At 69.9% G+C, this 21,744-nt stretch carries 19 protein-coding genes and 2 pseudogenes; 11 read left to right on the forward strand and 10 right to left on the reverse strand.

Annotated features, from left to right (window positions below; all coding sequences use genetic code 11):
• Positions 1-341: 341 nt before the first annotated feature.
• The 4 genes from AB0O29_RS16200 (at position 342) to AB0O29_RS16215 (ending at position 3,544) form a co-directional block, all read left to right on the forward strand.
• Positions 342-1,121: a hypothetical protein gene (locus AB0O29_RS16200; protein WP_365152047.1), complete on the forward strand. Its 780-nt coding sequence runs from the start codon at positions 342-344 to the stop codon at positions 1,119-1,121.
• 137 nt (positions 1,122-1,258) lie between these two features.
• Positions 1,259-1,612: a hypothetical protein gene (locus tag AB0O29_RS16205; protein WP_365152049.1), complete on the forward strand. Its 354-nt coding sequence runs from the start codon at positions 1,259-1,261 to the stop codon at positions 1,610-1,612.
• A gap of 706 nt (positions 1,613-2,318) precedes the next feature.
• Entirely contained in the window at positions 2,319-2,501 is a 183-nt protein-coding gene (locus tag AB0O29_RS16210) for a hypothetical protein (RefSeq protein WP_365152051.1), read from the forward strand.
• Between the two features lie 641 nt (positions 2,502-3,142).
• Positions 3,143-3,544 carry a hypothetical protein gene (locus AB0O29_RS16215; RefSeq protein ID WP_365152053.1) on the forward strand — a complete coding sequence of 134 codons (402 nt, stop codon included), beginning with the start codon at positions 3,143-3,145 and terminating at the stop codon, positions 3,542-3,544.
• 349 nt (positions 3,545-3,893) lie between these two features.
• Here AB0O29_RS16215 and AB0O29_RS16220 read toward each other — a convergent pair whose 3' ends face one another.
• The 3 genes from AB0O29_RS16220 to AB0O29_RS16230 all read right to left on the reverse strand — a co-directional run bounded on the left by AB0O29_RS16220 (position 3,894) and on the right by AB0O29_RS16230 (position 7,162).
• Positions 3,894-4,313, reverse strand: a complete 420-nt coding sequence (locus AB0O29_RS16220; protein ID WP_365152055.1) for a hypothetical protein — start codon at positions 4,311-4,313, stop codon at positions 3,894-3,896.
• A gap of 186 nt (positions 4,314-4,499) precedes the next feature.
• Positions 4,500-5,747 carry a polymorphic toxin-type HINT domain-containing protein gene (locus tag AB0O29_RS16225; protein WP_365152057.1) on the reverse strand — a complete coding sequence of 416 codons (1,248 nt, stop codon included), beginning with the start codon at positions 5,745-5,747 and terminating at the stop codon, positions 4,500-4,502.
• Positions 5,748-5,869: 122 nt separating this feature from the next.
• Positions 5,870-7,162 carry an IS256 family transposase gene (locus AB0O29_RS16230; RefSeq protein WP_365152059.1) on the reverse strand — a complete coding sequence of 431 codons (1,293 nt, stop codon included), beginning with the start codon at positions 7,160-7,162 and terminating at the stop codon, positions 5,870-5,872.
• Positions 7,163-7,307: 145 nt separating this feature from the next.
• Between AB0O29_RS16230 and AB0O29_RS16235 the strand changes: the two genes are divergently transcribed.
• Positions 7,308-7,604, forward strand: a complete 297-nt coding sequence (locus AB0O29_RS16235) for a hypothetical protein (RefSeq protein ID WP_365152061.1) — start codon at positions 7,308-7,310, stop codon at positions 7,602-7,604.
• A gap of 298 nt (positions 7,605-7,902) precedes the next feature.
• A pseudogene (locus AB0O29_RS16240) lies at positions 7,903-8,040 on the forward strand (IS3 family transposase); the annotation flags it as partial.
• Positions 8,041-8,099: 59 nt separating this feature from the next.
• Here the strand turns inward: AB0O29_RS16240 and AB0O29_RS16245 are convergent.
• Both AB0O29_RS16245 and AB0O29_RS16250 read right to left on the reverse strand, forming a co-directional pair.
• Positions 8,100-8,369, reverse strand: a pseudogene (locus AB0O29_RS16245) (cryptochrome/photolyase family protein); the annotation flags it as partial.
• A 168-nt stretch (positions 8,370-8,537) separates the two neighbouring features.
• On the reverse strand, positions 8,538-9,455 hold the full coding sequence (locus AB0O29_RS16250; RefSeq protein WP_365152063.1) for a hypothetical protein: 918 nt from the start codon (positions 9,453-9,455) through the stop codon (positions 8,538-8,540).
• Between the two features lie 296 nt (positions 9,456-9,751).
• Between AB0O29_RS16250 and AB0O29_RS16255 the strand changes: the two genes are divergently transcribed.
• From AB0O29_RS16255 to AB0O29_RS16275, 5 genes are all read left to right on the forward strand, one after another.
• On the forward strand, positions 9,752-11,926 hold the full coding sequence (locus AB0O29_RS16255) for a cache and HAMP domain-containing protein (protein ID WP_365152065.1): 2,175 nt from the start codon (positions 9,752-9,754) through the stop codon (positions 11,924-11,926).
• A 6-nt stretch (positions 11,927-11,932) separates the two neighbouring features.
• Positions 11,933-13,474, forward strand: coding sequence for a poly-gamma-glutamate synthase PgsB (gene pgsB, locus AB0O29_RS16260; RefSeq protein WP_365152067.1), 1,542 nt, complete (start codon positions 11,933-11,935; stop codon positions 13,472-13,474).
• Positions 13,471-13,953, forward strand: coding sequence for a poly-gamma-glutamate biosynthesis protein PgsC/CapC (locus AB0O29_RS16265; protein WP_365152069.1), 483 nt, complete (start codon positions 13,471-13,473; stop codon positions 13,951-13,953). Before pgsB ends, AB0O29_RS16265 begins: the two co-directional genes overlap by 4 nt.
• Positions 13,954-14,017: 64 nt before the next feature.
• Positions 14,018-15,106 carry an NlpC/P60 family protein gene (locus tag AB0O29_RS16270; RefSeq protein ID WP_365152071.1) on the forward strand — a complete coding sequence of 363 codons (1,089 nt, stop codon included), beginning with the start codon at positions 14,018-14,020 and terminating at the stop codon, positions 15,104-15,106.
• A 213-nt stretch (positions 15,107-15,319) separates the two neighbouring features.
• Complete coding sequence (locus AB0O29_RS16275) at positions 15,320-16,969, forward strand: allantoin permease (RefSeq protein WP_365152073.1); 1,650 nt, start codon at positions 15,320-15,322, stop codon at positions 16,967-16,969.
• Positions 16,970-17,092: 123 nt separating this feature from the next.
• Here the strand turns inward: AB0O29_RS16275 and AB0O29_RS16280 are convergent, their stop codons facing one another.
• The 5 genes from AB0O29_RS16280 to AB0O29_RS16300 all read right to left on the reverse strand — a co-directional run bounded on the left by AB0O29_RS16280 (position 17,093) and on the right by AB0O29_RS16300 (position 21,546).
• On the reverse strand, positions 17,093-17,623 hold the full coding sequence (locus tag AB0O29_RS16280; RefSeq protein ID WP_365152075.1) for a hypothetical protein: 531 nt from the start codon (positions 17,621-17,623) through the stop codon (positions 17,093-17,095).
• On the reverse strand, positions 17,620-18,948 hold the full coding sequence (locus AB0O29_RS16285) for a hypothetical protein (protein ID WP_365152077.1): 1,329 nt from the start codon (positions 18,946-18,948) through the stop codon (positions 17,620-17,622). Before AB0O29_RS16285 ends, AB0O29_RS16280 begins: the two co-directional genes overlap by 4 nt.
• Before the next feature lie 139 nt (positions 18,949-19,087).
• Positions 19,088-19,240 carry a hypothetical protein gene (locus tag AB0O29_RS16290; protein WP_365152079.1) on the reverse strand — a complete coding sequence of 51 codons (153 nt, stop codon included), beginning with the start codon at positions 19,238-19,240 and terminating at the stop codon, positions 19,088-19,090.
• Positions 19,241-19,418: 178 nt separating this feature from the next.
• On the reverse strand, positions 19,419-20,879 hold the full coding sequence (locus AB0O29_RS16295) for a SulP family inorganic anion transporter (protein ID WP_365152081.1): 1,461 nt from the start codon (positions 20,877-20,879) through the stop codon (positions 19,419-19,421).
• A gap of 73 nt (positions 20,880-20,952) precedes the next feature.
• Positions 20,953-21,546: a carbonic anhydrase gene (locus tag AB0O29_RS16300; RefSeq protein WP_365152083.1), complete on the reverse strand. Its 594-nt coding sequence runs from the start codon at positions 21,544-21,546 to the stop codon at positions 20,953-20,955.
• Positions 21,547-21,744 lie beyond the last annotated feature (198 nt).

The raw sequence follows: 21,744 nt of genomic DNA on the forward strand, positions 1-21,744 counted from the left end.
GCCCGCGAGGTCTACCACGCTCTGACCACCGCACCGACCGAACGAATCACTCAAACCGACCTCACTCCAGCGGCTTGACGTCTATAGGAGCATCCCTCGTTCCGAAGCACACGCCGGCAAGTCCGCCGGACGCCGTTGCTGCCGACGCCGAAGGGCGTCGGCAGCAGCGGCGCGCCCGGGGATCACAGGCCACGTCCAGGGCCTGAGCCCCGATTCCCCTGGCGTCTCAGCGACCGACATCGGATGACGGGCGGTGGTCTCACTAGCCTGAGGCCATGGTGACGAGGTATCCGACCCTTACGCTTTAAATCACCATATTAAGTATGGAAAGTGGGAACGTAGTGAGCGACAGGGCACGACGGCTGGCGGCATTGTGCGCCGCGGGTATGGCGCTGACTCTGACGGCCTGTCAGGGCGAGGCGAGCAGTTCGAGCAACACCAAGCCGGGCAACGACGCCGACGGGAAGTTCCTCTCCCACTCGATGCAGTTGTTCAGGGACGCGTCGTCGGTACGTGTCACGGCCAGGTCCGCGGTCGCGATGGGGAGTGCGGTCGAGATCTCCGTGGACCGGGACAAGAACTGTCGCGTCGACGCCCAGAACGGGTTCTTCCGCGTTGCCGTGGAACGCGGCGGCCGCACCTGGATGAAATGGCGTGAGGACCTCCTCGAGAACGCGGCAACCACCCCGGACGGCGAGCGGCTGGACAAGGCACTGCGCGGCAAGTGGCTGGAGCTCGGCCAGGAAGGCCGCATCCGCAAGAGCATGGTCGACCTGTGCACGATGACCTCGCTGCACAACGTCGCCAACGTGCTGGCAGACCCCCGTCAACGCGCCATCCGTGAGCCCGAGACCACCGAGAACGGCGAACGCGTCGTCCCCGTCCGCCGGGGTGAGGACCGCAACTCGGTGACCGCGTATGTCGCGGTCGGCGAGAAGCCCTACCCACGAAAGCTCGTCGTGGACATAGCGACCTTCTCTCCCACGCCTGTCGAGTTCAAGCTGGACGCCTACGGCGAACCGGTCACCGTGACACCGCCGGCCGCCTCACTGACCGTCCGTTCGGCGCCCATCGAGGCCCTCGCCGAGAAGAACCTCGCCGCCGGCCTGCCTGGCAGCTGAGGGGTGTCCCATAACTGCTGGTCACAGCGCTGGTGTGGTAAGGAAACTGCGTAGCTGTTGGGTTCCTGGCGCCGATACCATCCGGTCACAGACCAGCCGCACCAGCGGCTTCCCGCGTTCAAAGAGCGATTCATCACATGGCCAGCCGGCGAGCAACGACGACCCTGTGGCGCCCCACCGGCCCCAAGGAGCTGGACCTGGTCCGCGAGCTGGACTGGCGCGCTTGGCCGCCTCGGCTCCCCGAGCAGCCGATCTTCTACCCAGTCCTCAACGAGGACTACGCGATCAAGATCGCGAGGGACTGGAACGTGAAGCACAGCGGTGTCGGCTTCGTTACCCGATTCGAGGTCGAGTCGGAGTTCTTGGGCCGGTACCCCGTCCAGCAGGCTGGGGGGCGGACGATCCTCGAGCTGTGGGTGCCGGCTGAGGAGCTGGACGACTTCAACGCTCACATCGTCGGCGAGATTCAGGTGGTACACGAGTTCCGCTGAGGCAGCGTAGCTTGCTGACGGGGCAGGCCGCCCCCGGTGCGACGATCCCTGCGTGGCTGGCGTGATCACGGTATCGGCCGTCTTGGATAGCCCCGTTCACCCGGCTGAGGTTGTCGTTTACGGACCGCTGTCGAACACAGATCGAACTTGGTCCAATTTTATCCAGTTAACCGGAATGTCGAGCTTGTGTTGGCGGTGGCAAGGCTGGCCAGCAGGGCGAGCATCTTGTCCTTGTTCAGCGGCAGGCTCTACGCCTGGGCGCGCCCTGACGCGTGGTTGGCCGCCGAGCTGCACGCCGAGGCGCAGCGGGCCCGCCAGGAGGGTCCTCAACTGCGCACGATGGCGCCGGCAAACCGCCGCCCTGGGCTGGAGCGCCGCGCAGGCCGAGGTGATGCGGCGGGCCACGAGCGGACACCCCCACCACGATCAGGCCGACTACCACCGGATGGACCCCACCAACCCCTGCGCCCGCCGGGGCCGCGCCGTGGCGCGGGCCACGTCCTTTCGCTGGTCGACACGGATCTCTTCGACCACGACGGGCAGGGGCGCAGTACGGTCGCACCCACGCAGGACGGGCACGACGCCCGGGCGGCGGAGGAGAGCCGGCGCCTGAACCGAGGAGAGGCGGCGCAGGGAGGCTGAAAGCAGGGCAGGGCCAATGTGCCCCGGTCGCGGTGACCGGCTGCCGAAGGAGATGGCGTGCTCGATGGACGATGTGCGGGTGTTCGGGGAGCGGGCCGCCGAGCTGGACACGCTCGGGATCGTGTGGGACACCGCCGACCACGGCTTCGCCACCGACCTCACCGTCGGCCGGGCCTACTACGAGCAGCACGCGACCCTGGCCGCCCCGCAGGGCGCGGTGATCCTCGACGTCCAGATCGGGCAGTGACTCACCAACATTCGCCGGCATGGCGGGCTCGGAAAGGACCCCGTACGCGCCGCGCGGCGGGCGGCCGCGCTCGCCGTAATCGATGCGGACTGGAATCTGGGCGACGACGACTCCGGGTGGACGGTGGACTGGCAGCGCCACTACGCCCACCTCCCCCGGTCCTCGCCGAAGGGGCACGGCTGACGGCCGTCAAGCCTGGCGCGACCTGCCACGGCGAGGACATCGGCCGCTGGCTGGCCACCCAACGACGGGACTGGGGCCGGCTAAACGCCGAGCAGCAGGCCCGGCGCCACACTGGATGTCGCCCCGGCGCGGGTCGCACGTGCCCGCCAGGCGCCCGCGAAGACCGGTGCGACCACCAACCCCGTCCGGACGGGGCGCGGAAGCCGGGGCATCCAGGTCCTCGCCCGATACGTCGCGCGGGAAGCCGGCGGCGTCCCGGGGCGCTCCCACGTCAAGCGGTTCCCAGACGGAAGTGAGCACCGCACGGGGGTGTGACTGGCCAACCGGCGCCAATGCCGCGACCGGCTCGACCCCGGGCAGCTGCGGGCGCTCGCCCGAACTCGAGATCGACTGGGCGCGGTAGACGAGGCGGGCGATACTGTGTGGAGTCGGCTGTGATCCCTTGAGAGCATCCAGACATGCCCGGTTCCACCGCAGATGAGCTCCTCGCCTCCGTCCACGGCCTGTCCCCCGAGGATGCGCAGCAGATCGCCGAACAGATCGACGAATGCCGAGGCCTGCTCGCGGCGGGCACCGGCATGGACACCGTCCAACAGCACCTGAAGGACCAAGGTGTCTCCGTCTTCCGTGCGGTCTTGATCACCACCCGGCCCCTCGGCAACCACCCCCGCCGGCTGCAAACCGCACGAGAGCTCGTCGAATGCAGCCCCGCACACACGCCCGACACCGCGCTCAACAGGCCAAGGCACCCGACAGCCCATAACTGCGCGGCACCACATCGGAATCCAGTACAAGGCGCCCCAACACCCGGCCCGGCGCAGCCGGACGCCCATCTCCGCGTGGACTGGGCCGAATCATGACCGCAGTGCAACCACCGCAGGGTAAACGACGGTCCGCAGCCGGGGGCGGCCGGACGCTGCCGGGGCCGGTCGCCCTGTATTCGTCCCTGTCGGGCAGCTATCCCGTCCGCCATCGGGTAGCTCCGGCCACCACAGCAGATACCCGGCAGCTCGCTCACCGGCCAATGAAACTAAACACACCCGTGTGACCCACACCGCCCCAGGTACTACGCCAGCGGCTCCGTCATACGTGGGCGGCCCCTGCCGTGCGGGTGCGGGGGTGCGGCGCAGCTCTCGTCAAGCTGCGCCATCCAGCCGCGGGCTACGAACCGATCTGCTGGCTTCTGCCTCGCTGGCCTATCCCTTTAAATCAGATGAATGGGCCATCGAGCACCGCGTATTCAATCCATGCCCCAATCGCGTACTGCTTAGAGTACTCCCCGATTCCCGCTACCTGTTCCGGCATCCACTCATCCGGTCCCGGATCGAGGTCCAGCACGCATCGTTCGGAGGTGCAGTCCAACTTTAGGCCGTCCGAGAGGACGAAGTATGTCTGGCGCGCGCTGCAGGTGAATTGATATTCAAAGACACCTCCGACTGCAAGCTGGACGAGACGCCATTCATTCCCGGCAGTCACATCCATCGCCTGGATATCGAATATGGCGACCCGACCGATAACCGGCCCCCTCGGCAAGTGCAGCCGAATCCCAGTAATCACACCGTCCTCAAACCCTCCGAATCTGTCGGTGAATCCATTTGAACTCTCCGCGGAGATCTTCATGAAGGTCATCTCTTGTCCATTCTCGAGGATCCGTCCTGGTTGCCCTGCTTGGCTGTGATGCTGCTAACGGATGATGAATTGGATCGTGGTGTAACAGCGTTCACGGTAGCGGCCTGGCTTACCAGCCGCTTGTGTGCTCGGCAAAAGGGTACGCCAGCCCCTCCTTCGGGACTGGCGTACTGGATATCAGTGCGTCTAGGGCCTCAAGTTCCAGCCCGGAGGCAGATTATCCTCCCGAATATGGGGGGCGCCAGGGCCGTGCCCGGCGACAACTCCGGGGGTGTCAAAGACGTGCCCATGCGGACCATCGGTTCCAGGGTGGGTCTTGAAATCAAAGTGTCCGACTGCGTCGCCATTTTCATTGTAGATAGTGTTCTGGACGGGCGTGCCATCCTTTCCGGTTCTCGTATAGACAGAATGCGGAGTTTGCCCGATCAGTGGCCGCTTCTCGACTCCCGAGGTGTGGCCACCCACCGGAATTCCATTGTCGTCGAGGGCAAGTACGTGCGGACCGCAATTGTGGACGAGGACCGGTGTGGCCCCCGCCAGCACATAGTAGGTGTGGAGGTCAGCGACGGTGAGGTTATGGACGGTGGTGTCCAGGGCCGTCCAGCGCTTGATCGCTGTGACCTGGACGTGGGTGCCGCTGTTGGTGCGGAGCCACTGACCGACTTTGAGGTCGGTGGCGTTCACCCACTTCGCGAGATCGGCTGCCCAGAAGGGGTGCTTGTCGGTCGCAGTGATGGTTTCAGTGGCGGATCCTGACGTGTCGTCGGTGTCGACAGTGATCTCGACGAGGTTCTTGGTGCCCTCGCCCTGAATCGTTGCGGTGATGTCCTTTGTTAGGGTCTCGCCGGTCTCGGGGTCTGTGGCCAGGACCTTGTCGCCGGGTCGGAGGTCGTCGATCTGCTTGGGGGATCCGTCGGCCATGAGGACGAGGGTCCCGGCGGTGAAACTGTTGCCGGGAGTGGGGCAGGATCCGCCGCTCTCACCGCCGGATGTCGCTGCCTTTGCTTCGGCCCGCGCCGCGGCCTTGGCTTCGGCTTTAGCCCCCATCTTCGCCGCGACGTTGGCTGCTGCCTTGCCGGCTCCCTTGGCTATCACCTTCACTACCGACCCGAGGATCGGGGACAGTGCGGCAGTGCCGGCGCTGCTGGCGGCTCCCCACAGGGCGCCTTGGGCCATGTCCTTGAGCTGGCCCATGACGCTGTGGTCGGCGTTGGGGTCCATGTAGTTGGCGACCGCCGCACCAGCTGCCCCGGCGATGGCGCCACAGCCTGCGACGAGGGCGAAGCCCGCGCCACCTGTTGCAGCGCCCGCTCCGCCCGCCGCGGCCACACAGGCGAACCCGACACCGATCTCTACCACCGTCGAAACGATGAAGACCTTGTTTTCCTGCCAGACCTTGTTGACCTTGGCGGCCGCCTTCTTGACGCCGCACATGGAGATCCAGCCGCAGCTCGAGGATTTCTTGCTCGCTCCGCCGGTGCCTGCGCTCTTTCCGCCGCCGCTGCCGCCTCCGCTTCGGGTCTGTCAATCGAACGGTGTAACGGGGGTGGTTGGGGTTACTGGCGGGCTGCGGAGAGTCGGCCGTCGAAGGTGATGTCGAAGGCGTTCAGTGCGGTCTTCCAGCGCATGGTCCAGCGGGCCTGGCCCCTGCCGGTGGGGTCCCGGGACATGATCGCCATGTAGACGCACTTCAGGGCAGCAGTCTCGTTCGGGAAGTGCCCGCGGGCCTTGACCGCCCGCCGGATACGGGCGTTCACGGACTCGATCGCGTTGGTGGTGCAGACGATGCGGCGGATCTCGGTGTCGAACCGGAGGAACGGCGTGAACTCCTCCCAGGCGTTCTCCCAGAGCCGCACGATCGCCGGATACTTCCGGCCCCACGCATCGACGAACTCGGCGAACCGCTCCAGGGCAGCCTCTTCGGTCGGCGCCGTGTAGACGGGCTTGAGGAGCTTGGCGATCTTGTCCCAGTCCTGGCGGGCGGCATAGCGGAAGGAGTTCCGCAGCAGATGGACCACGCAGGTCTGGACGGTGGTGCGGGGCCAGACGGTCTCGACCGCGTCGGGCAGGCCCTTCAGGCCGTCACAGACGAGCATCAGGACATCGTTGACACCGCGGTTCTTGATCTCGGTGAGGATGTGCATCCAGTGCTTGGCACCCTCGCCGCCGTCGCCGGCCCACAGCCCGAGGATGTCCCGCCGGCCCTCGACGGTGACCGCCAGGGCCACATAGATGGGCCGGTTCGCGACGGCACCGTCGCGGATCTTCACGTGGATCGCGTCTATGAAGACCACCGGATAGACGGCGTCCAGGGGCCGGTTCTGCCACTCGGCCATGCCGTCGAGGACCTTGTCGGTGATCGTGGAGATCGTCTGGCGGGAGACCTCGGCGCCATAGACCTCCGCGAGGTGGGCCTGGACCTCGCCGGTGGTCAGGCCCTTCGCGGACAGGGAGATGACCATCTCGTCCACGCCGGTCAGGCGCTTCTGCCGCTTCTTGACGATCTTCGGCTCGAACGAGCCGTCACGGTCGCGGGGCACGGATATCTCCACCGGGCCGACGTCCGTCAGCACGGTCTTCGCACGGGTGCCGTTGCGGCTGTTGCCGCCGTTCTTCCCTGCCGGATCGTGCCTGTCATAGCCGAGGTGATCGGTGATCTCGCCCTCGAGCGCGGACTCCAGCAGCCGCTTCGTCAGCTGCTGGAGCAGCCCGCCCTCGCCGGTCAGCTGCAGACCCTCGGCCTGAGCCCGCGAGACCAGCTCGTCAATCAGCCGGTCATCCACCGCCCTCGCCGGCTGCGGCTCGCCCGCCTCGCTGATCTCGGCCTCGGTCACGTTCTCACTGGTCATCGGTGCATCCTCCATGATCGGGAGTTACACCGAACGATTTACAGTCCCCGGATAGGCGCGACACACGCAGGGGCCCGGCCGGAACTCCCGGCCGGGCCCCTGCCCCACGCGCGTTCACATCGACCAGAAAGACGGTATTCCGCACATGCAGCAGCTTCCTGACCTCGGCAAGAACACACTCGACAAGCCTGACCGCTGGGCCAAGTTCCGAGGACTCACCTGGTGGCAGCTGGTGCTCTCCCTCGCACCGATCCTCCTGCTGCCCATCGGCGGGGCGATAGGCGGAGCCTTCGGCGCAGCGGGCCTCTTCACCAACCTTTCCCTCGCCCGCAAGCCGTTCGGCACACCGCTCAAGGCCCTGGCGATGCTGGGCGTGACCCTCGCCTCCTACCTCGGCTACATCGTCGTGGCGGGTCTCCTCTACAACCTCGTCAACGGCTGACTCCCCGCCAAGGACATCACCGGAGACGTCCTCGACCCGCTCCCCCGACGCCGAATGGGGGCGGGTCTTCGTGATGCGGGTCGCCAGGGAGTCCCGGTGCCGCGATGGCGGGTGCGGTATTGCCCGATGCCGAGCTCGGAATCCCACAGGACCCGTCGGAGCTCAACAAGGAAGAGGCCCAAGCGTCGCCCAAGAGCCAGAGCCGCACTGGCGGCGTCAGCGCGGCGCAGGAGCTGGCCCGGCTGCGAGCTGAGAACGCCCGCTGCTGAAGGGCGAGCAGCAGTGGCGGCTGGAGCGCGAGCGCCAGGCCGAGGAGAAGCAGACGGTGAGCGAGATCCGCTCCACCCACGCCGAACACCTGGGCGCCCATGGTGCCGCGCGTGTTCATGCCGAGCTGCGGGCGAGAGGGCGCCGGATCAACCGCAAGTGGGTCACCTGCGGAAGAGGAAGCGGACCACGATCGCGGACAGGACCGCGGCTCCCGCGCCGGGGGGGCACGGTCACGGGGGCTGCGCCGACGGTCTGGAGCAGGGCCTCCGCGTACGTCTCGGCCCGCACGTAGCGGACGCGGTCGCCGGGCTCGGCCGTGCGGTGGCGCATGGCGGAGAGGGGCAGGTGTGCCTTGGCGCGGTGGAAGCGGCGGCGGCGGAACACCGAGCGGGCCTCGATCATCACGACCGGTGCGTCGGCGGCGGGGCCTTGTTCGCCCGCCGCCGGGAAATGGGGACCGAGCCCGTCCCCGAACAGCCGGTGCCCGTCGGGCACGGGACCCCTTCCGCAGGATGCCGGGCCTCCACCCGTGCCGGAAGGGCCGTGGCGCCGCCGCGCGGGGCACGGGTTCGGCTGGATGGGCTGTCGGCGCGCCCCGCTGCCGCGCCGGGCCGGTGGGGGTGGTCAGCCCGTGGGAGGGCGCGGCTCGGTCGGCGGAGCTCGTCAGCCGGCCGCCCAGCGGGTGGTCAGGGTGCTGATCGATGCCGCGGTGCGGTCGAGGCCCGTGTCTTCCCCTCGGACGGCCTTGCTCAGTTCGAGGTGGAGGAAGCGGACGTCGTCGCCGGCCGCGGCCTGTCCCTGTTCGTTCTCCGTCCCCGACAGCCGGCAGCGCTCGGTGTACGCCGGGCACACCCTCAGCCCGTCGGAGCGCAGCGCCGTGACCAGTTGTCTGGCGTCGGCCGTGGCCTTGTCCCCGGCTCCGGTGGACACCACCGCGTCGCGGCCCGGGAAGGACTCGTTGGCGAATCCGTGGAGCTGGATGCCCGGCAGGTTCCGCCGCATCAGCTCGTCGACCACGCCGTGGAAGACGGAGTCCGAGCGGTGGGCCATGTCCGCCGCCCCGTCCACGTCCGCGTTGCGGTGGGCTCCGGCCAGTACCAGGACGCCGCCCGGCGCCGCTCGCAGCACCCGTGCGCCGAGGAGCTCGGTACGGGCGTCGGCGATGGGGTGCGGAACCTGCACCGACCAGCGCGGGGGGTGGCCGAGGTCCACGTAGACCCGGCCCCAGCCGCGGCCCGCGCGGCCTGATGCGGCGTTCCCGTCGGCGACCTCCGCGTAGCGGCGTCCGGTGGCGGAGTCCGTCACGGTGTCGAGCGTGTAGCCGACCGTGGCCAGCTCGGCGCGGGCGGCGTCCTGGTCCCCGTCGAGGAGGAGGGCCACGCCCCGGGTGAGGGTCTTGCGCTCATCGGTCGTGGGGACGCGGTAGCCGCCGCGTTCGCCGAAGCCGGCCGTGAAGCGGCCGATGCGCTGCACGAGGTCGTGGTCGGCGGGCGACGTCCCTGCCGGGGACGGCGCCACCGACGGGGCGGGCGGCGTGCTCTGCGGCCGCTCCGGGCTCTTGACGAAAACGACCAAACCCACCGTTATCAGGACGACAATTACGGACAGTAGTGCAATTGTTATCCGGTTGGGCCATGGAACGTTCATAGGTATATAAAAATATCTCAGTGGCGCATTGCGTCCGCGCACCGGCCCGGGAGCCTGCCTCGCTCCGCCTGGCGCGCGACCGCCACGAACCTCGTGCCGAAGCGGCTCCAGGACAGAACGAAAAGGAGCGCGTGTTGGCTACGGCGCGATCGAGGCGGCGGCGCCGTGCCCGTCGCAGGTCGGACATGTCACTTTTGGGCGGCATACGTCCGCCCATTGCGGCTCTCTCGATGCTGCTGTTGACCCTCGCCGGACTGACCGCCTTCCAGCTCGGCCGCATCGACAAGGGAGCCGTCGCACCCGCCGTCCTCACCTCCCAGCAGTACTTCGCCGAGGACGGCGCCATCGCCCTGCGCGCCTCCCTCGACGAGTCCATCACCGACATCAGCCGCACCGCCTCCCTCGTCGGGGCCGGTGAACCCGTCTCGCCGGACTCGGTGCTCGACCGGCTGGGCAGCGTCTACCAGAAGTGGCGCGGCACGGCCGTGATCGAGATCAAGTCCGGGCGGCTGGAGGCACAGCGCGGGGAGAACCTTCCCCTCACCGCCCTCGACCTGGGCACCCTCAACGGTCCCGACGGCCTCGCCCCCAGGATGGTCAGGGTGGAGACCGGCGAGGTCCGTCTCCTCACCCTCGGCCTGCTGTCCTGGCCGGGCCGCCCGCAACAGCTCATCGTCGCCTCCAGCAGCCTGAAGGTGCCCGGCGTCAGCCTGGGCAAGGGGCGGGCGATCGCCGTCCTCGACGCTTCGGGCCAGGTTCTGGGAAGCAGCGGAGTCGGCGGCTCGGAGCGGGAGCGCAAGCAGCTCGCGGCCTTCGCCGCGACGACCGCCAAGAAGGCGAAGCAGCATCCGCTCCAGTCCAAGGAGCCCGGCTCCGGCGGCTTCCCCGGCGTGAGCGGCAGCCTGCTCGGCGACGCGGCGGACGGCCGCCGTGCGGTCGCCGGCTACGCGAAGCTGTCCGGTCCGACCCCCGGGGTGGCCACGGACGCGTCCGCCCTCGGCCTGACCGTCGTCTCGTTCGTCGGTGCCACCGAGCAGCGCTCCGCCGTGGGCGACTCCTTCTTCTGGCTCGCCGCCGCCGGCGCCCTGCTGGCCCTCGGCGCCCTCGCCGTGTCGCTGCTCGTCGTCACCGTGCAGCGCCCGCTCCTGCACCTGTTCCTGGAAAGCCGCCGGATCGGCCGCGGCGACCTCAACCGTCCGGTCACCCTCCCCAAGTACGGCGAGGCCGCCAGGATCGGCGCCGCCCTGGACCGGCTGCGCCGGCAGCTGCTCGGCGACACCGACGCACACACCGACGGCCCGCAGCCGGGACGCCGCGGCAGGATCGGCATGCGGGCCCTGGTCGCCGCCTGCGCGGCCCTCCTGCTGCTGTGGTCCGCACCCCTGCTGCTGACGCTCAACCGCGCGGGGACCTCCGTGAAGGTGCCCCAGACCATCGTCGACGACCAGCGGGAACGCACCAGCACCATCGCCGACCGGGTCCGCCGGGCCCTCAACGAAGGGCACGCCGACCTCACCTCCGTCGCCTCGCTCCTCACGCCGAAGGCGTCCCCCGACGAACTGACGTCCGTCCTGGAGCGCACGCGCCGCGAGCACACGCGCTACGAGTCGCTCTACGTGCTGAAGGCCGACGGCACCGTCCTCGCCCGGGCCGGCGGCAAGCCCCACCACAACGGTCCCCGGACGGGCTCCCCCCAGGCCCTGACGGTGACGAACAACGGCAACGAGCCGCTGATCACCGAGTACGCCGAGGCGCCGGCGCTGGGCGGTGCGGCCGTGGTCGGCGAGCTGCGCATCGACTTCATCAACGCGCTCCTCAAGCGTCCCGGGATGGGAGAGGTCCGGGTGGTCGACTCCAAGCACCGCGTGGTCGGCTCCAGCAACGGCTACCGCGCCTTCACCGATCTCGCGGACGCCGAACTCACCTCCCTCGTCAAGAGCGCCAACGAGAAGTCCGGCAAGGGGCCCGGCCCCCGCAGCAGCGTCCTGCGCCACGGCGGGATCCACATCGCCGCCGCCGCGCCCCTGACCGGGGGCGGTGTCGCCCAGCCCCTGGGATGGACGGTCGTCAGCCTCCAGCAGGCCAAGGGCCTGGAGATCGCCGCCTTCACGGCACATAACCGCACCGTGCTGGCGGGGCTGCTCGGGCTCACGGGCGCGGTGGCCTGTCTGGGCTGGCTCCACATCATCGTGGTCCGGCCGCTCCGCACGCTCGCCGACCGCGCCGAGGCGCTCGCCGACGGCGACCGCCGCACCGTCCTGTACCCGACCCACCACGACGAGGTCGGCGCCGTCACGCGCAGCCTCGAAACCATCCGCCAGCGGCTGCTGGAGCAGCGCAAGCGGGACGCCGGCGCCGACGCGGGACCCGCCCCCAGCCGTGCGGCCACGGCCGGAAGGAACTGATCCACCTTGCTCTTCCTCTACTGCGTGCTGCTCGTCTGCTGCCTGGGCATGCTGGTCGCCGGCATCGTCGAGCAGCGCCGGCACTTCGCGAACCTGGACCGGATACCCCACCGGGTCCTCGTCAACGGGATCCGCGGCAAGAGCTCCATCACACGGCTCTGCGCGGGAGCGCTGCGCGGCGGCGGGCTGCGCACGGTCGCCAAGACGACCGGCACCGCCGCCCGGTTCATCCACCCGGACGCCACCGAGGAGCCCGTCTACCGCAAGTTCGGCATCGCCAACGTGGTCGAGCAGATCGGCATCGTCCGGCGCGCCGCCGCCTACCAGCCGGACGCGCTGGTCATGGAGTGCATGGCCGTGATGCCGGCCCTCCAGGAGATCAACCAGTCCAAGCTGATCCAGTCCACCATCGGCGTCCTCTGCAACGTCCGCGAGGACCACGTGGCCGAGATGGGCCCCACGCTCGACGACATCGGGCGTTCGCTGTCACGGTCCATGCCGCACGGCGGGATCTGCGTCACCGCGGAGAAGGACCGCTTCCACGTCCTGCAGGAGGAGGCGGACGCCCGCGACTGCAAGCTCGTCTACGCCGACCCCGACACGGTCAGCGACGAGGAGCTGCGCGGGTTCAGCTGGTTCACCTTCAAGGAGAACGTGGCCATCGCGCTCACCGTCGCCGAGCTGCTCGGAGTCGACCGCCAGACCGCGCTGCAGGGCATGTACGACGCCCCGCCGGACCCGGGCGTGCTGTCCGTCGAGCGGTACCTCGCGCCCGGCGGCAAGCGGCTGCGGTTCGCCAACGTGTTCGCCGCCAACGACCCCGAGTCCACGCTGATGAACATCAACCAGCTCCTCGACCTGGGTGCCATCGAACGTCCGCTGAACGTGGTGATCAACTGTCGGCCGGACCGCGTCGAGCGCAACGGCCAGATGGGGCAGATCGTGCCCGACCTGAAGCCCGACAAGGTCTTCGTGATCGGTCACCCCGCCAAGAGCGCCATCGACGCGATCCCCGCCGAATGGCGCTCCCGCGCCGTCGACCTCGGCGGGGACCAGCGCGACGGCGAGGAGTTCATGCTCGAACTGCTCGGCCACCTCGGCGAGAGCTCCTCACTGGTGGCCATCGGCAACATCCACGGCCAGGGCGAGGTCCTCCTGGAACACCTCGCGGAACTCCCCGGCTTCGAGGAGGACCCCGAGCCCCTCCCCGAGGGACCGCCGCAGACCCCCGTCCCCCCGCAGTACGTCCCGCACCTCGACCCGTACGCGGACCTCACGGCCGCGCAGGAGGCGCGCTACGCACAGCCTCCGGTGCCGGCGCAGTACGGCGACGGACAGCCGTACGGCCACCCGGCGCCGTACCCGCAGCCCCACCCCGGCGGGCAGCAGCCCGCGGGAGCGCCCTACGGGTACGGCACGCCGTACCCCGGGGGCGAGCAGTCCTGGCCGGCCGACCAGCAGCCCCACGCGCTCCAGCCGCCGTACCCGAACGCGTACGACCAGCAGCCGTACCCACCGCAGCAGCACTACCCAGGAGAACCCCGTTGATCCCCGCAGTCCTCACTCCCGAGATAGCCGCGATCGGCATCGCACTGGGCCTGCTGTTCTCCCTCCTGTGCTACCTGACCACGAACCTCTCCCCCGGCGGCATGATCACCCCGGGATGGCTCGCCCTCACCCTGATCGAGGACCTCCAGCGGGCGGCCCTCGTGGTCGGCATCACCGCGCTGACGTACGCGCTCACGCTCGTCACGCAGAAGTTCGTCATCCTCTACGGCAAGCGGCTGTTCGCGGCCGTCGTCCTGATCGGCGTGCTCCTGCAGGCCACGGTGGTCATCGTGCTGCAGATGAAGTTCCCCCTCCTCTACGCCAACCAGACCCTCGGCTTCATCGTCCCCGGGCTGGTCGCCTACCAGCTGGTGCGCCAGCCCAAGGGCGCGACCCTCCTCGCCACGGGGTCCGCGACGCTCATGACGTACGTCGTTCTGACCTCGGGCATCCTGCTCGGTTTCATGCCGCACTCCTGACGCGGCAGCGCCCGACCGCCCACCATCCGCCGCCCCACCGTCCACCGCCCCGCCCGGAGCCCCGATGACCGCCGGATCCACCCGCCGCGCCCGCCGCACCCGCCGCCCCCTCCACGCCGCCCTGGTCGCAGGCCTGGTGGTCACCAGCGCTTACTGCACCTACGCCCTGCGCAAGGAGGAGCAGGCCCAGGCTCCCGCGGCGCTGCGCGTGACCGACCAGACGGTCAAGGGCGGGGCGAAGGCCGGCCAGGACGGCGGTCAGAAATGGGAGCGGCTGCAGAACCCGCAGCGCTCCGTGCTGCGCGGCGGGAACGGCGCCATCCTCGGCACGTTCACCGACGGCGCCCGCACCGCGACGCTCACGGGCAAGAAGCGCACCTTCGCCGAGCCGTCCACCACGCAGTCCCAGGTCATCACCGACACCTGGGTCCGCCTCCTGCCGGAGCCCTGGCGTCCCGGTGCGGAGAACGAGCGGTGGTTCCAGGACTGGTTCAAGAAGTACTACGGCAGTGAGGAGGACGACCTCTTCGCGATCGCCTTCCAGTACGGCGACCAGGCACCGGTGAAGAAGGACGCGGCGGGGGTCCCGTACGCGGGCGACGCCGCCTTCGGGCCGATCAACCCGAACGGCTCCGTGGGCAACGACCTGCGCCTGGAGCAGTCCGACTTCTACGACTACCTGGGCATTCCCTACACCTTCCGGGACGGGACGACCATGCAGCCCGAGAAGCCCAAGTACCGCGCCATCGACTGCTCCGGGTTCGTCCGCACCGTCTTCGGCTACCGCAGCCGCTTCCCCCTGGCGGCGACCGACGCCGGGGGCTCGGGGCTGCCCCGCACCGCGAACGGCATGGCCCGTTCGAAGACCGGAGTGGACGTCCTTCCCCTCAAGGGCGTCGCCGCCAAGGACAGGCCCGCCTCCATCGATGTGCTCCAGCCCGGCGACCTGCTGTTCTTCAAGCTGGACGCGCGCACCGCCGACCGGCTGGACCACACCGGCATGTTCCTCGGCAACGACACCGAGGGCCACAAGATCTTCATCTCCAGCCGCGAAGAGGCCAACGGCCCCACCATCGGCGACAAGGGCGGAGCCTCCCGCCTCGACGGCAACGGCTACTACGCCGCCACCCTCCGCAGCGCCAAACGCCTCTGAGCCGCGAAGCCCGGTCGGCCGGCGGGCACCGGCCGGATCAGGCGGTCGTGGCTCTTGCCGTCGCCCTCGGGGGCCGGCGAGGCATGCTCGCCCGGGGGTGGCGGGCACGGCAACATGGTGTTCACCGGACCGCGTCCCCCGGGGTAACAACCGCTTCCTAGCGTGGCCGACCTCAGCGCAGCGCTGGCGCCGATCCCCCCGGGAGGCTTCGCAATGAGCACCACCGAGTCACCCCAGGCCGTGCCGGACGCGGCGCAGGCCGCTCCCGGCCAGGCGGTCCGGGAGACGCTGGAGGACTACACCCTCCGTTTCGCGCCCCGCGGTTACCGCCGCTGGACGCCCATGGTCGTGGCCACCACGGCCCTCGGCGGCATCGCCTACATGGCCGACTTCTCCATCGGCGCCGGCATCGGCCTGGCCCACGGCACCGGCAACGCCCTCGTGGCCATCGCCGTCGCCGCGGTCGTCATCTTCGTCACCGGCTTCCCCCTGGCCTACTACGGCGCGCGCTACAACATCGACCTCGACCTCATCACCCGCGGCTCCGGCTTCGGGTACTACGGTTCGGTCCTCACCAGCGTCATCTTCGCCAGCTTCACCTTCATCTTCTTCGCCCTCGAGGGCTCGATCATGGCCCAGGGCCTCAAGCTCGGCCTCGGACTGCCGCTGTGGCTCGGCTACGCCGTCTCCACCCTGATGGTGATCCCGCTGGTCGTATACGGCATGAAGGCGCTCAGCCGGCTCCAGGTGTGGACCACCCCGATCTGGCTGCTGCTCATGGTCGGCCCGCTGGTCTACCTGGTCGCCGAGGACCCCGGCACGGTCGGCCGGTTCCTGTCCTACGCCGGTACGGACGGCGACGGCGCCGTCAACGCCGCCTCCGTCATGCTCGGAGCGGGCGTGTGCCTGTCCCTGATCGCGCAGATCGGCGAACAGATCGACTACCTGCGCTTCATGCCGCCCAGGACCGAGGCGAACAGGCGCGCCTGGTGGACGGCTGTGGTCCTGGCCGGCCCCGGGTGGGTGCTGCTCGGCGCGCTCAAGCAGGCCATCGGCGTCTTCCTCGCCGTATACGTCCTCGCCGAGGCCGGACCGGCCGCCGCGCCCGAGCCCATCCGGCAGTTCCGCGGCGCCTTCGAGGCGATGATGCCGTCCTGGGCGGTCGTCCCGCTGGCCGTGGTCCTGGTGGTCATCAGCCAGATCAAGATCAATGTGACCAACGCCTACTCCGGCTCGCTGGCCTGGACGAACGCCTTCACCCGCGTCACCCGGCACTACCCCGGCCGCATGGTCTTCGTCCTGGTCAACCTCGCCTTCGCGCTCGCCCTGATGGAAGCCGACATGTTCAGCTTCCTGAGCGACGTCCTGGGCTTCTACTCGAACTGCGCGATCGCCTGGGTGGTCACCGTCGCCACCGACATCGGCGTCAACAAGTACGTGCTGAGGCTGTCCCCGCTCCGGCCGGAGTTCCGCCGGGGCATGCTGTACGCGGTCAATCCGGTCGGCGTCGTGTCCTTCGTCTCCGCCTCCGGCCTGTCGATCGCCCTGTACTTCCACCTCTTCGGCGACAGCCTCCAGCCGTACTCACCCGTGGCCGCGGCCGTCATCGCCTTCGTCCTGACCCCGCTGACGGCGGTCGTCACCAAGGGCCGCTACTACCTGCGCCGAGCCGACGACGGCATCGCCGAGCCACTGCTGGACACCGAAGGCAACCCGAGCGGGGTCACCCTCGACTGCCACGTCTGCCACCAGCCCTACGAACGCCCCGACCTCGCGGCCTGCGTCGCCCATGCCGCGGTCGTCTGCTCCCTGTGCCTGAGCACCGACAAGACCGGCGAGCACGTCCTGCCGGCCTCCGTGTAGAGCGGGCCCGTGGGGCAGCCGCGGACGCGGCTGCCCCGGCCCGCGCGCCACACCGGTTCGTGGGCGGGGTGTGCCGGGTTCGCCGGTCGGCCCCGCGTCGGCCCGTGCCGGGCGGGAGGCGTGTCAGTTGCCGCCCGCGCTGGTCGTGGCCGGCTCCTGGGATGGTTCGAGGGCCGAGATCTCCTCGAGGGACAGGTGCAGGGCCTCGTGGAGGAAGCGGGCGATCGTCCAGTGCGGCAGGATCCCCTCGTCCATCGGGCCGAACTCCTCGCAGTAGAGGGGGATCCAGCGCAACGCTTCCTCGACGGCCCGCTCCCGGCCGGGGTCGGCCTGGTAGTCCTCGTAGCCGATGCTGCGGTGGTGGACGAAGAAGCCCCCCGGGAGGCGTTCCTCGCACAGCGCCCGGTACTCGCGGGTCTGGAGGATGAGGAAGTGCCAGATCTCGTCGATGTCCTGCTCCACCGGGAGGAAGAGCCCGCCCAGGCGGTCCGGGTGGGCGGAGACCAGGTAGAGGTAGCGCATGCATTCCAGTACCTGGCGTTCGGCGTACGGACGGGGTGCGCCGGTGCGGCGTTGCGCGTGACGGACCGCTTCCTCGTGCAGGGGATCGCCGAGCAGGGCGCGCAGCGCCGCGGGCGGTGTGCGGGGGCTCATGCGGCTCCTCCTCGGGGGTCCGCGGCCGGGGGCTCCCGGTCGTCGGCGGCCGCGAGCCAGGCGTACTTGCCCGACGCGCCGATCGGCAGGTGGGCGGTGTGCTCGGTGGTGCAGGGCCGCCCGGTGAGGGCGGTGACCGCGGCGGCGAGCGCGGCGTCCCGGCCTTCGGCGGGCGGGCGCCCGTCGAAGGTGGTGTAGCGCAGTCGTGCCGTCGAGCCGGAGCCGTCCTGCGTCTCCAGGCGGTAGAGGAAGACCTCCGGTGCGGCCCCGGCCACGCGGTCGTCGAGGTCGGCCTGGGCCACCGGCCCGTGCGGGGTCTGCAGCAGTTCCTTCTCGCGCCCGCAGAACGCGACGACCTTCGCCGGGTCGGCGCTTCCGTCCGAGGTGCGTACGCAGTCGCCCGAGCGATAGCGCACCAGCGGCATGTACGGGTTGCGGATGCTGGTGACGATCAGGCTGTGGATGCCGCTGCCGGGGGCCACGGGGACCAGCTCGACGCCCATGCGGTCCAGGTACGGGTGGTAGCGGCCGTTCCAGTCGCTGTAGTAGAGGTACCCCAGCTCGGTGCTGCCGAAGAGGTCGATCACGGGTACGCCGAACCGCCGGGTGAGGTAGCGGCGGACGTTGGCCGGGGTGTACTCGTACGCGGTGACGATGCTGGCCGGCTGGGGGAAGACCGCCGGGCCCCACAGGCCGAACTCCTCGGCCCGGCGCACCAGGTGGGCGAGGTGGTAGCCGGAGCAGTCCAGGTGGTAGGCGCCTTCGGGGTGTGCCGCGGATATCTCGCGGATCTCGGCCAGCATGCGCTCGACGTCGGCCCGGTCCCACTGTCCCGGGTCCAAGCGCAGGTTGAGGTACAGGGTGCGTTCGTCGAGCCGGCGGTCCTCCAGCGTCGGGGCGGCGGCCGGCTCGGTGCCGTCGCGGCGGGCGTTGACGCGCGCCACGTGCTCGGTGGCGAGCACGGTGGTCAGCGAGACCCGCCGGCAGCCGGCCGCCCAGGTCTTCGCCAGGTCCGGGTGCTCGCTCCACAGCCGGTAGTAGGAGCGCAGGAGGAAGTACGGGGGCCGGATGAGCTGCATCCGGGCGTGGTGGGTGCCGGTCGACCAGACGTACTCGGCTTCGCCGGCGGCCAGTGCGGCGGCCAGGCGCGGGGTCATCCAGTTGTCCGGGAAACCCCGGGCTATCTCGGGCTTCTCCAGGATGGGGAACGCGTCCCGGTCGAGCGCGGGGCGGTAGACGGGGATGTCCCGGACGCAGTCGAGGACGTCGGCGGCCCGCAGGCCGTCCGACTGGGGGATGCCGGTCGGGGTGGTTGTGCCGTCCATGGCCACTTTCCGTAGCGGGGCAGGGGGTTGGTTCCGCCCGGGGCGGGGCCTTCGCGGCGGGCGGAGGGGGAACGTGGTCCCGTCTCCGCCGCGCCTGCGGAGGCCCGGCGCCCCGGGCGGTCGGGCCTGAGCGGGTGCGTCAGGATATGCAGCCGCTCTTGCCGGCGAGGCTGATGCAGCCCTCCTTGGGCGAGGCGCTGATGCAGCCGTCCTTCGCGGCCTGGGCCGAGTTGGCCTCGACCCAGCGGCTCCAGACGTCGTCCTGCGTCATGGTGCGGATGAGCTTCTCCACGGCGATTCCTCCATTGGTGGGATCAGTGCGGCATCGATGTTTTCCGCCGCCCCTTGAAGGTAAAGAGAACGCCAAGGGAGGGTCAATGAAAAACCAAGAGATGGCGCGTATTCGCAGGACGAGGGCCGAAACCGTCGCGGCGGGTGGAGGCAGCCCGCCGGGAGGGACGGACCGGTGCTCAGGGCCTCGCCGCCGGTACCCCGATGACGGCCCCGCGCTGCTGTGCCCAGCCCTCCAGGGTGGTGCGGCAGGCGTGGTCCAGGTGGCGGAGCCCGGAGAGGTCGAGCTCCACGGGATGCCCGCCAGGCAGCGCTTCGAGGGTTTCGAGCATCCGGGGCAGCCTGAGGAAGGTGGCGGAACCGCTGAGGGTGACGAGGAACCGGCCGTCCGTCGTCTCGTGCACGTCGAGGTGGACGTGCGAGGTCTCCCAGGCGCTCTTGGCCACCGCCAGGGCGATGCCGAGCAGGACACCCTCGAACATGTTCGTCACGATGATGGCGATCGCCGTGGCGGCCAGGACGAGGGCCTCGCCGCGATGGGAGCGCCACAGCGGGAGCAGGTCCTTGACGGGGATGAGCTTGCAACCCGCGTGGACGAGGACGCCGGCGAGGGCGGCCAGGGGGATCACGCCGATCGCGGCCGGCAGGAGGGCGGCGAAGAGCACCAGCCACAGCCCGTGCAGGACGCGGGAGAGCTTCGTCCGGGCTCCGGCCTGGACGTTGGCCGCGCTGCGCACGATGACGGCGGTCAGGGGCAGGGCACCGAGCACGCCGCAGAGGGCGTTGCCCGCGCCCTGCGCCATCAGCTCCTTGTCGAAATCGGTCCGCGGGCCGTCGTGCATGCGGTCCACGGCGGCGGCGCTGAAGAGGCTCTCGGCCGAGGCGATCAGGGCGAAGGCGATGACCGTGCCGACGGCGGCGAGGCTGCCCAGGGCGGCGAAGTCCGACAGTCCCGGCGGCTGGACGGCGTCGAGGAGCCCCCGCACCTCGACGCGGGGGACCGACCAGCCCGCCAGGGCGGTGACCGCGGTCGCGAGCGCGACCGCGGCCAGCGGGGCGGGCACCGCCCGGGCCTTGGCCGGGAGTCTCTTCCACAGGACGAGGACGGCGATGGTGGCCGCGCCGACGGCGAAGGACGTCAGGACCGCGGTGGAGGAGGCGATCTCGGCGGCCAGCCGCGGAATTCCCGCGATCTTGCCGAGTCCGGAGCGGGGCTGCTCGACGCCGGCCATGGTGTAGAGCTGTCCGAAGATCAGGACGAGTCCGATACCGGCGAGCATGCCCTGGACGACCGCCACCGTGATCGCACGGAAGAACCGGCCGAAGCGCATTGCTCCCATGGCGAGTTGGGCCAGTCCGGCGAGAAGGACGACGGCTCCCAGGACTCCGAGGCCGAATTCCTGCACGGCTTCGAAGACCAGCACCGTCAGGCCTGCGGCCGGGCCGCTGACCTGGAGGCTGCTGCCGGGCAGGCAGCCGACGACGAGACCGCCGACGATCCCGGTGACCAGTCCGAGTTCGGCGGGTACCCCGGAGGCCACGGCGACCCCGACGCACAGGGGCAGGGCGACCAGGAAGACGACGAGGGAGGCCAGCAGGTCTCGTCGCAGGTGGGCGGGGTTCTTGAGGACGGAGAACATCAGTGGACTTCCTCGCACGGCGGAAGCGGAAGGGGAGGGCGGGAAGGGGGCCCGTGGGGAGGGCGGATGACGGTCACAGCGGCCGGAAGGAGGTGGTGGCCGGCTGGTACGCCTGCACGGCACCGGTGTGGACCTCGTAGTACCAGGCGTGCAACGCCAAGGTCCCCGCCTCCACCCGTTCCGCCACGCAGGGGTGCTCGTGCAGCCGCTCCAGCTGGGCGACCGCGTGGCGCTGGACGGCCTCGGCGAGGTCCGGGGAGAGGGGCGCGGTCGTCTCGGGCCGGCCGGCCGCGTGCTCCAGCCAGCCCCGCACTGCGGGCAGGCCGGAGAGGTCTCCGCCGCTGACCAGGGCGTTGACCGCCCCGCAGTGCGAATGCCCGCACACGATGACGTCGCGGACCCCCAGTACCCGTACCGCGTACTCGATGGTGGCCGTTTCGGCCGAGGGACGGCTGCCGCTGTAGGCGGGGACGATGTTGCCCGCCGTCCGCAGCTCGAACAGCTCACCCGGACGGGCGCCGGTGATCAGGGACGGGACCACTCGGGAGTCGGAACAGGTGATGAAGAGGACTTCGGGGCTCTGTCCGGCCTCGAGGGCGTGGAACTCCTGGGCGCGTTCTGCCACGTGGGCCGTGAAGGACCGTGCGTTGTCTACCAGGGACTTCATGGTGGCCTTTCTCCTGCGCTCACGACGGTATGCGGGCGCGGTGTGTTCAGGTCATCAGTCGATGGGGTGGATCGGCGCGCCCCAAGGGCATGACGCCGGTGTTCGCGCGTCACCGCCCACGCCACGAGCCGACGCGGGACGGGACGTACTGGGCGATGCTTGGTGATCCTTTGACCGCCTCACGAACACTTCTTTGCC

The sequence above is a fragment of the Streptomyces sp. NPDC089915 genome (assembly GCF_040684675.1).
Classification (GTDB): Bacteria; Actinomycetota; Actinomycetes; order Streptomycetales; family Streptomycetaceae; genus Streptomyces.